Annotated in this window: 8 protein-coding genes; 2 read left to right on the forward strand and 6 right to left on the reverse strand. The window is 73.1% G+C overall.

The features are described from left to right. Positions 1–31 precede the first annotated feature (31 nt). From ACIO92_RS17855 to ACIO92_RS17870, 4 genes are all read right to left on the reverse strand, one after another. Positions 32–2,803, reverse strand: a complete 2,772-nt coding sequence (locus tag ACIO92_RS17855) for a nitrate- and nitrite sensing domain-containing protein (RefSeq protein ID WP_402282162.1) — start codon at positions 2,801–2,803, stop codon at positions 32–34. A gap of 219 nt (positions 2,804–3,022) precedes the next feature. Then, on the reverse strand, positions 3,023–4,207 hold the full coding sequence (locus tag ACIO92_RS17860) for an NAD(P)/FAD-dependent oxidoreductase (protein ID WP_366441721.1): 1,185 nt from the start codon (positions 4,205–4,207) through the stop codon (positions 3,023–3,025). 87 nt (positions 4,208–4,294) lie between these two features. Then, a complete protein-coding gene (locus ACIO92_RS17865; RefSeq protein ID WP_402282160.1) occupies positions 4,295–5,854 on the reverse strand; it encodes an amino acid adenylation domain-containing protein in 1,560 nt (519 codons plus the stop codon). Continuing rightward, positions 5,851–7,815: a beta-ketoacyl synthase N-terminal-like domain-containing protein gene (locus ACIO92_RS17870; RefSeq protein ID WP_402282158.1), complete on the reverse strand. Its 1,965-nt coding sequence runs from the start codon at positions 7,813–7,815 to the stop codon at positions 5,851–5,853. Before ACIO92_RS17870 ends, ACIO92_RS17865 begins: the two co-directional genes overlap by 4 nt. A gap of 511 nt (positions 7,816–8,326) precedes the next feature. On the opposite strand from ACIO92_RS17870, the gene ACIO92_RS17875 reads away from it, so the two are divergent. Both ACIO92_RS17875 and ACIO92_RS17880 read left to right on the forward strand, forming a co-directional pair. Beyond that, positions 8,327–9,316, forward strand: coding sequence for a GAF domain-containing protein (locus ACIO92_RS17875; protein WP_366441724.1), 990 nt, complete (start codon positions 8,327–8,329; stop codon positions 9,314–9,316). Between the two features lie 308 nt (positions 9,317–9,624). After that, positions 9,625–10,161: an NUDIX hydrolase family protein gene (locus tag ACIO92_RS17880; protein WP_366441725.1), complete on the forward strand. Its 537-nt coding sequence runs from the start codon at positions 9,625–9,627 to the stop codon at positions 10,159–10,161. Positions 10,162–10,519: 358 nt separating this feature from the next. Here ACIO92_RS17880 and ACIO92_RS17885 read toward each other — a convergent pair whose 3' ends face one another. After that, positions 10,520–11,545, reverse strand: a complete 1,026-nt coding sequence (locus ACIO92_RS17885) for a peptidoglycan-binding protein (RefSeq protein WP_366441726.1) — start codon at positions 11,543–11,545, stop codon at positions 10,520–10,522. A gap of 318 nt (positions 11,546–11,863) precedes the next feature. Further along, positions 11,864–12,841: a hypothetical protein gene (locus tag ACIO92_RS17890; protein WP_401242580.1), complete on the reverse strand. Its 978-nt coding sequence runs from the start codon at positions 12,839–12,841 to the stop codon at positions 11,864–11,866. Positions 12,842–13,247: the final 406 nt, after the last annotated feature.

Consider the following 13,247-nt stretch of genomic DNA (forward strand, 5'->3'; position numbering starts at 1 on the left):
TCCTTCACGGTTCGTCGGATCCCCCGTCTGGTCATTCTGATTGCCGACCGTCTGTGTCCGGCACTGCATGGGTTCCGGTGGCCTGGTCCATACCCCGCCGGATCGCGGCGACTATCCGGGCGGAGGCTTCGGGAGACCGCGACCCTCCGCCGACGCCGTCGATCCCGCTGCTCGCCTCCTCGTTCTCCCGCCGGAGCTGTACGGCGAGGCTGGACCCCCTGGTGCGCTGCGGCAGCATCTCCGGCTGCCGCAGCCTGGGGGTTTCGCCGGGACCCTTCGCCTGGCCGCCGCCGGGCGCGGCGGGCGCCGGGGCGTGCGGGGCTCCGGGTGCGCGCCGGGGCGCGGGGGCGGGGGTGGTCGCGGGGGCCGCGCGGGGTGGTTCGGGAGCGCGCGGGGGCGCGGGGGCGGCGTGCGGGGGTTCGTGGACCGCCGCCGCCCGGTGCGGTTGTCCGTCGAGGGGTGCGGGCGCCCCGGGTTCCGGTGAGACGAGTCCGGCGCCGCCGTAGGTGGGGAAGCCGCTGAGGTCGGGGACGCGGCTGTGGGTGTCCCACTGCTCGGGGGCGGGGACGCCCTCACCGCCCTGGCCACCGAGACCCTGGCCACCGGCGGTTCGGCCACCGGCGACCTGGTCGCCGACACCGGGGCCGCCCACGACCTGGCCGCTGATGACGGCCCCGTGGTCGGCGTGGCTCCCGGGTGCTCCCCCCGCGCCGGGCAGCGCGTCCGACCCGTGGCCGGAAGGGCGGGTGTGGGGTGCCGGGTCGGAGAGTTCGGAGGTCACGGACTCGTAGGAAGGTGTGACCTGGTGCTGCGGGGTCGGGTCGGCGGCGAGGGTTCCCGCGGACGCCTGGGCGGCGGCGGCCCGGAGCTGGTCCATGACGGGCGAGCCGAGTTCCTCCAGCATCCGGGCCGGCACGAACACGATGGCGAGGGTGCCGCCGTAGACGGAGGGGCGCAGTTCGACCCGGATCTGGTGGCGCTGGGCGAGCCTGGCGACCACGAAGTGTCCGAGCCTGGGGTCGGCGCCGAGGGCCGCCATGTCGGGCTTCTGCGGGTGGGCGAGGAGCTGGTTGGACCGGACGAGCTGTTCGGCGGGGATGCCGAGGCCGTGGTCCTCGACGTGCAGGACGACGCCCTCGGCGACCGGCACCGCGCTGACGACGACCTGGGTGTACGGCGGGGAGAAGTTGGTGGCGTTCTCGACGAGTTCGGCGAGCAGGTGCGTCACGTCGGCGACGGCCCGTCCGGCGAGGGCGAGGCGCTTGGTCGGGGGGAGGTTCTCCACCTTGACGCGGGTGTAGTGCTCGGTCTCGGCCACGGCGCTGCGCATGACGTCCGTGATGGTCACGGGTTCGGTCATACGGCGGCTGGGCGGGGTGTCGCCGAGGATGACCAGGTTCTCGGCGTGCCGTCGTACCCGGGTGGCGAGGTGGTCGACCTTGAAGATGTCCTTGAGGAGGTCGGAGTCGCCGTGCTTGCGCTCCAGGTCGTCCAGGAGGGCGATGAGACGGTGGATCAGGGTCTGCGTGCGCCGGGTGAGCTGGCCGAGGACCTTCTCGACACCCGCGTGGCCCCGGGACTGGCTGAGCACCGTGTCGGCGGCCGTGAGCCGGAGACGTTCGACGGCGGCGCCGAGGAGTTCGAGTTCCCCTGCGGTCCTGAGGTGGTGCGAGGGCGGGAAGGGGACGAAGGGCTCGCCCTTCTCCGAGCGGGCGACCGCCTCCGGCCACTGGCGGGCCATCTCTTCGGTACGGCTCTGGAGTTCGGCGAGCCCCTTGAGGGTCGAGCGGCGGGTGCGCAGTCCCAGTACGGCGCCCGCGGCGAGGAGCGCCCCGGTGAGGACGGTCCCGGCGATCAGTCCGACGAGCAGGCCGGTGGCCCGGTCGGAGGCGGTGTCGGACAGTTCGTCGAGGGAGCCCGCGGCGAGCTCCCGGAGGCCGGTGAGGAGGACTTCGGCGTCGGCGTTCCAGGCCTTCGTGGCGGCGGGCAGCCGGGTGTCGGGGGCCACGACGACGGCGTCCTCGACGGCGGTGACCGAGGAGGCCTGGGGGGTGGCGGAGAGCGCGGCGTACCGGCCCCGGGCCCCTTCGGGCAGGTCCTCGGCGGAGAGCGAGGCGCGCAGGTCGCGCTGGACGCTCAGGTACTGGACGAAGCGGTGGTGGGTAGCCGTCGGGAGGCCGCCCTTGGGGACGGCGGCGGTCAGCAGGGCGTCCTCTCGCGACAGCATCTCGACGAGCCTCACCAGGGCCGCGGTGGAGCTGCCGCCGCGTGCGAGCGGCCCGTCCTCGCTGCGTACGGCGGAGGAGATCAGGTTGGTGCCGCTCTCGATGACACCGGTGAGGTCGCCGAAGGCCTCGTCGGGGGAGACGGTACGGGTGTCGACGGCCTGGCGTCGGGTGGCCAGGGTGTCCAGGGACGCCTCGAAGGTGTGGGCGGTGCCGCTGAGGGCGGCGTCCACGGAGGGCATGGTGGCCCGGAACTCCGCGACGGCCGCGTCCGTCCTGGTACGGGCCCCGTCCAGGGCGGCGCGTGCCGCGTCCGACCGGGTGCTCTGCCACAGGGCGGTGAGGCGGCGCTCGCTCTGGAGGTGGGACACCACGTTCAGGGCCCGGCCGCCCGTGGTGCCGATTCTCTCCGCGTCGTTGCGGAGCTGGGTCTGCTCACCGGTCAGGTCGACGGCGGTGTAGCCCCACAGGCCGGTGAGGGCGATGACGGGGGCGACGATCGGCGTGATCAGCTGCGTACGGAGAGACCTGCGCGGGGCGAGCCGGTGGCGCGGCTTCGGGTCGCTGGTGCCTGACATCTGAAATGATTCCTCGTGGCGAGCTGACGACGGTGAAGTTGATGTTCAGCGGCCCGGACCGGCCTGTGGCGTGGCGCCTGGTGGTGGGGCCGCCATGCCGGTGATCAAGCGGCACCGTATCAGGAGTCCGCCTTGGGGGGCGGCCCCGGAGACCGCCTTGGGACCCCGTCAACAGGTTCGGGTGGTACGTGAGTTGATGACCGGTTCCGTCGAATTCGGTCACAGCAGGGTGAGGAGTTTCGGGGTGTAGAGATCGGTCATGGTGGCGGCCCCCGCGACCATGTCGAAGTAGATCGAGGTGAGTTCGGGGTCCTGTCTGATCGCGCGGAGCAGGGCCAGCCGCTGGGGATGCTGTTCGTCGAGGCGTCCGACGGCCAGGGTCGCCTCGTAGCCGGGCAGCAGGGCGGCGTCCCGGTCCTCCCCGTAGGCGACGAGGGCCCGGTCGAGGGCGGCCGGGTCTCCGTCGAGTCGTGTGGTGACGTGCCGGGCGAGCAGTTCCGCCTGGAAGAAGGCGTCGCTGATGCCCCGGGCGGTGATGGAGTCCTTGTGGTGTCCGGCGTCGCCGACCAGGGCCCAGCCCGGTCCGGCCGCCCGCCGGAAGTAGTTCTGCTGGTCGCCGGTGCCGCGCAGCCGCTCGACGCGGGTGGCTGCGCCGAGGCGTTCGTACAGATCGGGTGCGGTGTCCCGGACCTGGCGGAGGTGGTGGCGCTCCGCGTCGGCCCTGACCTCCTCGAAGCGGGACTGCGGGAAGTAGGTGAGGACGAGGGTGGCGTCGTGGGTGGCGACGGCCGCGACCCAGCGGCCGGGGGCCTCGTGGAGTTCGAGACCGGCCGGGAGGCCCTGCCAGTAGGAGTAGTAGGCGCAGGTGAGGCGCGGGTGGTGGACGGTGAGGGGGGCGCCGACGAGACCGGCGACGGTCGAGCGCATCCCGTCCGCGCCGACGACCAGGCGGGCGCGGGCGCGGAAGGGGGTTCCGCCGTGGATGCCCTCCACACCGACGACGCGGCCCGTGTGGTCGTGGGCGAGTCCCGTCACGCGGCAGCCCTGGCGGACTTCGGCCCCGGCCCGTGCGGCGGCCTCCAGCATCAGGTGGTCGAGGATGTGGCGGCGGGGCGCGTAGGCGGCGCGCTGGCCGTCCACGCCCCGGCCGCAGCCTTCGAGGCGGATTCCGGCGACCTCGTAGGCCACGTGCTCCAGCGGAGGGCATCCGGTGCGCCGCAGGTCGTCCAGGAGGCCCCAGCGGGCGAGGGCGGCGATCCCGGGCTGGTGGATGAGATGGGTGGAGAGGGTGTCGGAGGGGAAGGACGCGCGGTCGAGAACCAGGACCCGGTGGCCCGCGCGGGCCAGCATCAGGGCTGTCGCGGAGCCCGCGACGCGGGCTCCGACCACGATGACATCGAACATGGGCACTGCCTCGTCGAGAGTGTGGTGATGGGTGGACCGCGTCCGTACGGAGATCCGTCTCCGTTCGGCCGGACCGCACGAGGTCGGTCAGGCCGAGCGGGACAGTTCCGCCAGCAGCGCTCCGTGATCGATCTTTCCGTTCGCGTTCAGCGGCAAACTGTCGAAGACGGATATACGTCGTGGACGCATGTACAACGGGAGGCGATCGGTGAGCTGTGCGGACAGCTTCTGGGGGTCGCAGCCGCTGCCGCTGACGGCCGCGTGGAGTTCCGGCGAACCGTGGGCGTCCGGCACGGCGAGGACGTACGCCTCGCGCACTCCGGTGAGATCGCGCAGGACGGCCGCCACCTCGCCGAGTTCGATGCGGTGGCCGCGCACCTTCACCTGGTGGTCGGTGCGGCCGAGGTGCACGAGGAGACCGTCCTGGTGGCCGACGCGGTCCCCGGTGCGGTACCAGTGCTCGTCGGTGACGCCGTCCCCGCCGTCCGCCAGGGGCGGGTGGAAGCGGCCCCCGTCCTGTGCCGGGTCGAGGTAGCCGGGGAAGCGCTGGGGGCCGCGCACCAGCAGTTCGCCGGTGTCGGACGGCAGTCCGTCCTCGTCCAGGACGAGATGGTCGGTGCCGGGGTGGACGTCTCCGATCGGCACGGTGCCGTTGGGCGTGACGGGCCAGTCGGCGGGGTCGTCCGGGAGGCGGTGGCCGGTGCAGGAGACGGTGAGTTCGGTCGGCCCGTAGAGCACTTCGATCGCGCTGTGCGGGGCCGCCGTCCGCCAGGCGCGGGCGGCGGCGAGCGTGAGGGCCTCGCCGCCGAAGACGCTCCACCTGAGGGTGGGCATACTTCCCGGCGCGAGGGTCCGCAGCCGCTCGGCGAAGGAGATCAGCGAGGGTACGGAGAACCAGTGGGTGAGCCGCAGGCCGTTGACGGTGGCCACCGGGGAGAGCAGTTGCGCGCCGGTCGGGACGACCAGGGTCGCGCCCTCGGCCCAGGCGACGAACAGGTCGTGGACGGAGCCGTCGAAGGTCAGGTCGAAGGCCGAGGACATCCGGCTGTCCGCGTCGATGCCGTACCGCCCGGCCATGGTGCCGAGGTAGGCGCCGAGGTTCCGGTGCAGGACCGGGACGCCCTTGGGGCTGCCGGTCGATCCGGAGGTGAAGACGATGTACGCGATGTCGTCCGGGCCCGCTTCCCGCGCGTCCGGCGACGGAGTGCCGGACGGCCGCGCGTCGGACGGCCGCGCGTCGGACGGCGGTACGACGGTCCCGGTCGTGGCGTCGAGCGGGAGTTCCGGTACGCCCAGCGGGGATGCGGCGCCGGGGGTGTCGGTGAGCACCAGGTCGAGGGCGGCGGCCTCGGCTATGGCGGCGGTGCGGGAGGCGGGGTGTTCGGGGTTGAGCGGGACGACGGCGGCACCGGCCCGCAGGACGGCGAGGTAGCCCGCGTAGGCGGCGACCGAGCGTCCCGCGAGCAGTCCGACGCGGCGGGGCGCGGGACCGGGGCCTTCGAGGAGGCGACGGGCGATCGTGCCGGCGAGGGCGTCGAGTTCCCGGTAGGTCAGGGTCCGTCCGCCGATTTCGAGGGCGGTCCGCCGGTCGCCGTACCGGGCGGCGGACCGGGCGAACCAGCCGTAGGCGTTGCGCGGTGCGGTCATCGGACACCCGCCTCGAGCGAGCCGGTCCAGGTCCGCAGCTCTCCCACGGTGGCGAGCCGCCCGACCTCCTCGGGGTCGATCTGGCGTCCCGTCTGCTGGCTCAGTTCCACGATGAGCTGGAGCCTGGCCAGGGAGTCGATCCCTATGTCGGAGAGCCTCGACCCGTCGTCGAAGGCGGTGCGGGCGTGCTCGCGCAGCAGCCAGTCCGCCGCGCTCTCGGCGGCGGTCCCCCGGTCCTCGCCCGGCCAGTACCTGCGCAGTTGCCAGGGGTAGCGGGGCAGCGGCACCGCCGCCCCGGGTTCGTCGAACACCACCTCCCAGTCCACTTCCTCACCGGTGAGGTAGCGCCGGACGGCCGCGGCCGGCACCTCGGGCAGTTCCGTAGCGGCGGTTCCGTCGCCGTCGGCGCCCACGAGGGCCCGTACCAGTTCCTCCCGGCTGGTCCCCACGGCCACCCGGCGGTGGATGTGGTGGGTGCGGCGGACGGCGGCGCTGTGGCAGATGTCCCGGAGGGAGTAGCCGCTCCCCCGGCCGCCCTCGCCGAGGTAGCGGGTGTAGGCGGTGGCCAGGTCGCGCAGGGCCTCGGGGCTCCGCGCGGACAGCGTGAGGACGTACGGGGTGCCCGGGGCCGGTTCGGGTGCGGGGCCGGGGTCGGGGAGGACCGCCTGGCGGAGCACCACATGGGCGTTGAGCGCGGACACGCCCTGGCCGGAGACGCCCGCGACGGCCGGACGGTCCTGGACGGGGAGGTCCTGGAGCGTGCCGGGGATCGTCAGCGGCAGCCGGTCCCAGTCCACCAGGGGGGTCGGCTCCTCGGCGTGGAGGCTGGCGGGGACCTTCCCGTTCCGCAGGCAGAGCACGGTCTTGATGAGTCCGGCCATGCCGCCCGCGGCCTCCGCGTGCCCGATGTTGGACTTCACCGAACCCACGAGGAGGGGGCGGTCGGCCGGTCGGCCCTCGCCCAGGACCTCGCCGAGCGCCCGCAGTTCCAGCGGGTCGAGCAGGGGGCTGCCGGTGCCGTGGGCCTCGACGTAGTCGACCTCGCCCGGGGCGACGCCCGCGTCCTCGTAGGCCCAGCGCAGTACGTCGAGCTGGCCGGTGAGGGAGGGGTTGAGGAGCTGGCCGGTGGTGCGGCCGTCGGTGCCCACGGCGCTGCCCGCGACGACCGCGAGGACGCGGTCCCCGTCGGCGACGGCGTCCGTCAGCCGCTTGAGGACCACGACGCCGACGCCGTCGCTGGGGGCGTGGCCGTCGGCCCGCGCGGAGCCGAACCGGCTGCGGCCGTCCGGGGACATGGTTCCGGCGTGCGTCATCATGATGCCCTCGTCGGGGCGCATGACCAGGTTCACGCCCGCCGCGAGGGCCAGGGAGCTCTCGCCCGCGCGGAGGCTCTGCACCGCGCTGTGCACGGCGTACAGCGAGGAGGCGCAGGCCGTGTCTATCAGCATGCTCGGCCCCCGGAAGTCGAAGGCGTACGACACCTGGGCGGGGATGACCGAGCGGAAGTTGAGGTACTGCGCGGCGGTCATGGCCCGGGGGCCGTTGCGGAACGCCCGCTCGACGAAGTCCGCCCTGGTCCCGCCGACGAACACGCCGGTCCGGCTGCCCGCGAGGCGGTCGGGGCACAGTCCGGCCTCTTCCAGGGCGTCCCAGGAGGCCATCAGCAGCAGGCGCTGCTGGGGGTCGAGTTCGGCCGCCTCGCTGCTGGACATGCCGAAGAAGTCGGCGTCGAAGTCGGCCATGCCGTCGACGTATCCGGCGCGGCGGCTGCCGAGGGTGCCGGGTTCCGCCTTCGGCGAGTACAGGGAGTCGGCGTCGTAGCGCTCCGCCGGGGAGTCCCCGGTGGCGTCCGTGCGGTCGCACAGCAGTTGCCAGAACTCGTCTATGTCCGTGGCGCCCGGAAATCGGCAGGCCATTCCGACCACGGCCACTGAGCGCGCGTCAATGTTCGTCTGGTTCATTCGGAAAACTCCCTCGATGCCGCGCCTCAGCACGTACGATTTCGAGCAGCACCCACCAGTGGGTCGCGACTGGGGTGGCACGGCGTGCGTGGACCCGTGCTACTCGGGATGAGGCCTTTTCAGGGACCGACCCGGTTTCGCCGCAGCGGCGTTCACGTGCTTCGGGTGGAACGCGCCCGGACACGGGTCCTGGTCCCGTCGTGGCGATGCCCGACATCTCTTCCCCACCCCGACCTGACCATCCACGCCTCCTAGATCAACCCCGCACGATTGTCATATGCCTTGCCACTTTTCCTCGCCTCCCGTCAATCAGTTGGCGTGAAATAGCCGTAGGCAGTTGAAACATATGTTTTTTTACGATACAATTTGCCGCTTTATCGTCACTCAGTCGAATCGATCGTGCTCATCCGTCATGGTCTGGGACATCCCCGTCCATCACGCCGTCAACCCCGTTGCGAACGGGTCGAGGTGACGGTCCACCAGACGCGCGGATCTGCTTTCATGTGATCTCATGGACCCCCAGACAAGCGGCGAGGCCCGGCGCCAGCGACTGCAGGCCCTCGGTCTCAACTCGGCCGACGCCGAGGCCACCTTCGACCGAGTCGCCAGGGTGGCGGCGACCGTGACCGGAGCACCACTGGCCATGGTCAACTTCATCAACGACCAGACGCAGATGTTCCGGGGCATGTACGTCCCCCGGGCGCCCGACGCCTCCCCCGACGAGCGGTCGGGCACGGACGACGGCATCACCTTCGACCTGAGCAGCGCGGTGGCACGGGACGCCCCCGGCGACTACGGGTTCTGCCCGCACGTCGTGGCGCAAGGGTCCCAGCTGGCCCTCGACGACGTGCTCGACTACCCGCGTTTCGCGGGCAACCCGCTCGTCAACGACATGGGCGTGCGTTCGTATCTCGGCACCCCGCTGCGCGACAACAACGGCATGATCCTGGGCACCCTGTGCGTGGCCGACACCTCGCCCCGGACCTGGGACGCGCAGACCAAGGAGCTGATGCACGACCTGGCGCAGACCCTGGTGTCCGAGTTCAAGCTGCGCGACAGTCTTCTCGCCCAGCAGCAGGAGCTGTTCGCCGTCTTCGACGGCGCACCGTTCCCGATCATGCTCACCGAGGGCCCGCGCCATGTGCTGCGGTACGCCAACGGGCGCCAGGCGGTGCTCTTCGGCAAAGGCCGCCAGTACCAGCCCGGCGCCGCCGAACTGCCCGGTCTGCACGCGGCCGGCGTCTTCGGGGCCATGGACATGGCCTTCCGCGACGGGCAGCCGATCACCCACCGGGCCTCGCTGCCCACCGCCGACCACGGCGGGTACCAGGAGTTCGACTTCCTGTGCACTCCCGTCAGGACGTCTCCGGGGGCGCCGATCAGCGGCATCCTGACGGTGGCGATGACCGCTGCGACGGTCGCCGACCCCCGAGCGTTTTCAGCCAACATGCAGCAGCGGTTCGAGCGCCTCGGCACCGGGGGAGGTCCCAGCCCCTTCTGAGGCCGTCCCCCGCCGACCGCCGGGTCCCCGGCACGGTACGGACACGCCCCGGTGTTCCTGTGGGCCGCGAGGTCTCCCGCGCCCCACAGGAACACCGAGCGCCCTCCCGCCCCACGGGGATCCCGGCGGCGGCGGTCGGGTGCCGTCTCCCGGTACCGCACGCGAACCGATACGGTTCGGCCGGGTCGCCGTCCCGGTCCTTGACGTGGACCGCCGGAGCTGAACCCCGGGCACCCCGGCGCCGGACTCCCCCGCCCGCCGGACGTGTCACCGGGGCCGACCCCCTGACCGGAAAGTATGATGAGGCGATGTCTGATCTGACCGAGACCACGCCCGGCTGGCTGACCGAGGACGAGCTGGATGTCGCCAGGGCCCGGATGCCGATCCTCTATGTCGAGGCCGTACCCGTACGGGTGGACGACAGCGGCGAAGTCACCAGCATCGGTGTCCTCCTGCGGATCGGCGCCGACGGGACCATGAGCCGCACGCTGGTCTCCGGTCGCGTCATGCACCACGAGCGGGTCCGTGACGCGCTCCTGCGCCATCTGGAGAAGGACCTCGGACCGATGGCCCTTCCCCGCGTCCCCGCCTCCACGCAACCCTTCACGGTCGCGGAGTACTTCCCCACCGCGGGGGTCACCCCGTACCACGACCCCCGTCAGCACGCCGTCTCGCTCGCCTACGTCGTGCCGGTGACCGGCGACTGCCGACCCCGTCAGGACGCCCTGGACCTGGTGTGGTTCAGCCCGCGCGAGGCCGCGTCCCCGGAGGTGCAGGACGAGATGCCGGGCGGTCACGCCATGCTCCTGAAGCAGGCACTCGCCCACGTGGGCCACATCTACTGAGTCCGTCCGGGTGCCGGTCCTCCCGTGGGGCGGACCGGCACCCTCTCCCGCCGTCCGGAAGGTGCGGCGGTGACGTATTTCCCCGTTCATACGCTTCCCCGTTCATGTGCGTCCCCCTGCGGAGCGGCCCGGCTGCACACGCCCGGCGAACACCGGTCGCGCCGCCCCGAGGGCCGGCCCCGCCATCAGGGTCAACCCGGCGGAAGGCTTGGGGAAGGGGTCACGGCGTGTATTCCAAGGCACATCCATGCGGCATATATGCACGGCTCCCACCTGCGGTTATGCCGTCATGCAAGGGCGGGCGGCAACAGGGCGTCCGGCTCGGCGGCCCGTGCGGGACGGGCCCGGCGGGTGCCGGTCACCCGTGGCCCGCCCCGGCGGTGGTGCGCCGGAGGTCCGGCATCCTCACCGGAGGGAGTTGTTCCACCAGGAGGGACAGCCAGGTGTCCGTGTCGACCCGGCCGGTGTCCGCCAGACCGTGCGTGTGCTGGAAGTACCGGACGTCCTGGGTCGTCGTGGCGTTGAACCTGCCCGACACCGGCGTGCCGCCCTGCCCCACGTTGTTGAGGAGTTCCTGGACGGCCCGCACCGCGGAGGAGTGGGAGCCGGGCCCGACGTCGGGGACCAGTTCGGGCCAGGTCTGCTGACCCACCTTGCCGTCGGCGGGCAGGAGTCTGCGGCGCTGGAAGTCCATCACCGCCTCCTTGGTGTCCTGGCCGAAGAAGCCGTCGGCCCGTACCTCGTACCCCTGCGCGTTCAGCAGGTGCTGGAGGGCGCGGGCGCGGGTGAACTGGTCGGCGTCGTCGATGCTCAGCAGCGGCCACGGCGCCGGTGCCCCGGTCGCGTGCGCCGCTCCGGCCGCCGGAATCCTGGAGTCCCGCGCGGACAGGCGTTCGTTGACGGCGGCCCCGGCGGTGAAGGACACCGCGACGGCGGCCGTGAACAGGGCCGGGAGGAGCCAGTGGCGGCGGAAGCCGGCGGGTGCCGGGGGGACGCCCGTACCGCCGTCGGCCGTCCCTTCCGGGTCGTGGGGCGGGGGCGCCGGTGCGTGCGGCTCCTCCGCCCCGCCGTCGGGGGTGCGGTGACGGCTGTGCTCCCGCAGGGCGGTCACGCAGAGTTCCCGCGCCCTGGGCAGTTCCGCAGCCGGGGCGCGGAGCTGCGCGTGGAGGAGCTCCACGACCCTGAGGGGGGCGGTCGCCACGTGCCGGGGGTTCAGATAGCGGGACAGCGTCGTCTGGTCGACGCCGAGGCGCGCGGCCAGGGCCTGCTGCGTCGGACGCCCGCCGCCGGGCGTCCCGGCCTCCTCCCACCACCGGCGCAGCAGCCGCGCCAGTTCGGCCTCCACAGTCGGTTCCTGGTCCTGATCGCCCGGTCCCTGCGCCATGGCCGTGTCCGTGTCCCTTGCCCTCGTCGTGCGGAAGAGCCGGGCCTTCGCACACCCGCACGGCCGGGCGACAGGAGACCGGTTCCGCAAGTGACGGCGGGCATCGACGCGTCGACCCCGGCGGCGCCGATGTTAACGATGTGGATACGGGACGCGGGACCGCGCCACGCGGGTGACGCCGTTTCCCCGGGCGGTCCGGGACGTGCGCGGATGATCGACAACCGCGCGGTGAAGCCTCCGCGATCTTCGCGGGGAGCCGGTCCCGGGGTCACGCGGGGAAGGCCGCTGTTCACTCGAACGAGTCCGGCCGGGCCGGTCCTACTGCGTGTTCAGACGGAAGGGATGCGTGGGGTCGGTGGGGCAGGTGAAGACACGGATCTCTCCGGAGCGGCCGAGCAGGAGGTCCGGGTCGCGTCCGCTGTCGAGGGTGAGGAGGAGCCGCGTACGGGTTCCGCAGGCGGCGCAGTCGACGGGGACGAGATCGGTGAGGTGCCAGCTGGGCCAGCCACCGGCCTTCCAGCCGGGCAGACAGGCGAGCCTTCGGGCGTACTCCGTCCCGTGCTCCTCGGCCCACGCGTGGGCCGTCCCGACGAGTTCGCCGGGGAGTTCGTCCCTGTCGGGGAGGTCGAGCACTTCGACCGGGTCGAGCAGGCACGGCCGCGGCAGATGGTTCTCGTCGGGGTGCGCGGGCCGGGGCGGGGTGTCGAGGACCGCGCCGACGGTGTGCTCGGCGCGGTGGCGCAGGACGGCGTGGGGGCCCCAGTAGCGCGGCTGGCCGGGAAGTTCGGCGTGGTCCTCGGGGCACCACAGGAGCTGGAGGAGGTCGGTGCCGTCCGGCAGCCGCAGGCCGGGGACGTCCCGGGCGCGGAGCTGGAGCACCGGGACCATGGGGGTGGGGACGGCGGGGACCTCCCGCAGGGTCCGGACGCGCTCCCAGGTGATCATGTCGAGCGATCCGGCGCCGTCCATGATCCGGTCCAGCGTCCGGGCGTCCTCCGTGCTCATCACGGACGCGCCGCCGCCCCGGACCCGCCGTCGTTCCCTCGTCCGCCGGTCGCACGCCTCCCACAGTTCCCGCTCGTGGTCCGTCAGCCTCTCCCGCCGCTCCACGAGGTGCGGGGCGCCGCACAGCGGCCAGGCTTCGTCCACGGGCCAGAGCAGCGGTCCGCCGACGGAGCTGTCGCGCGGGCCGGGGTCACCGGCGGTCGGGCGGAGGAGGACGGCCGTGCGGGCGAGGGCGGCGAAGGCGGGGACGTCCGCGACGAGGTCCTGCGGGCCTGGGTTTTCGGCGTTCACGGTCGGGGTCCCCCCCCCTGGGGTGTGCGGACGGGTGGCGGCGGCGCGCGGGCCGGGCGGGGCGGCGGACGGCCGTCCGGCGTGGCCCTCGCGGGCAGCAGCGTACTCAGGTCACCGCGCGGGGAGGGCGGCGGGTCTGCGGCCCGGCGCTCCGCCCGCCGCGCGGCCTGCTTCCGGCCGCCCGTCTCCCCTCCGGCCCCCGGCCTCCCGGCTTGCCTCTGGCGCTCCGGCCTCCCTCGGGCACCTCGCCGCCGGAGCTGGAGGGCGGCGGCTCGGGGGGGGTACGGACAGGAGGTAGCCGCCCGCACGCGCACGTCATCCCGCGCGCACGTCATCCCGCACGCCCGCGTGTCCGGACGCCGTCCCGTACCAGGACCAGCCCCGCCCACTCGCCGCACCGGCTTCC

The organism is Streptomyces sp. NPDC087215, assembly GCF_044744885.1.
Lineage (GTDB): Bacteria > Actinomycetota > Actinomycetes > Streptomycetales > Streptomycetaceae > Streptomyces.

What these genes read in the sequence shown, in the direction of transcription:
- ACIO92_RS17865 (WP_402282160.1), bottom strand. Translation starts at nt 5,854, where the DNA reads ATGACCGCACCGCGCAACGCCTACGGCTGGTTCGCCCGGTCCGCCGCC.
- ACIO92_RS17870 (WP_402282158.1), bottom strand. Translation starts at nt 7,815, where the DNA reads ATGAACCAGACGAACATTGACGCGCGCTCAGTGGCCGTGGTCGGAATG.
- ACIO92_RS17880 (WP_366441725.1), top strand. Translation starts at nt 9,625, where the DNA reads ATGTCTGATCTGACCGAGACCACGCCCGGCTGGCTGACCGAGGACGAG.
- ACIO92_RS17885 (WP_366441726.1), bottom strand. Translation starts at nt 11,545, where the DNA reads ATGGCGCAGGGACCGGGCGATCAGGACCAGGAACCGACTGTGGAGGCC.
- ACIO92_RS17875 (WP_366441724.1), top strand. Translation starts at nt 8,327, where the DNA reads ATGGACCCCCAGACAAGCGGCGAGGCCCGGCGCCAGCGACTGCAGGCC.
- ACIO92_RS17855 (WP_402282162.1), bottom strand. Translation starts at nt 2,803, where the DNA reads ATGTCAGGCACCAGCGACCCGAAGCCGCGCCACCGGCTCGCCCCGCGC.
- ACIO92_RS17860 (WP_366441721.1), bottom strand. Translation starts at nt 4,207, where the DNA reads ATGTTCGATGTCATCGTGGTCGGAGCCCGCGTCGCGGGCTCCGCGACA.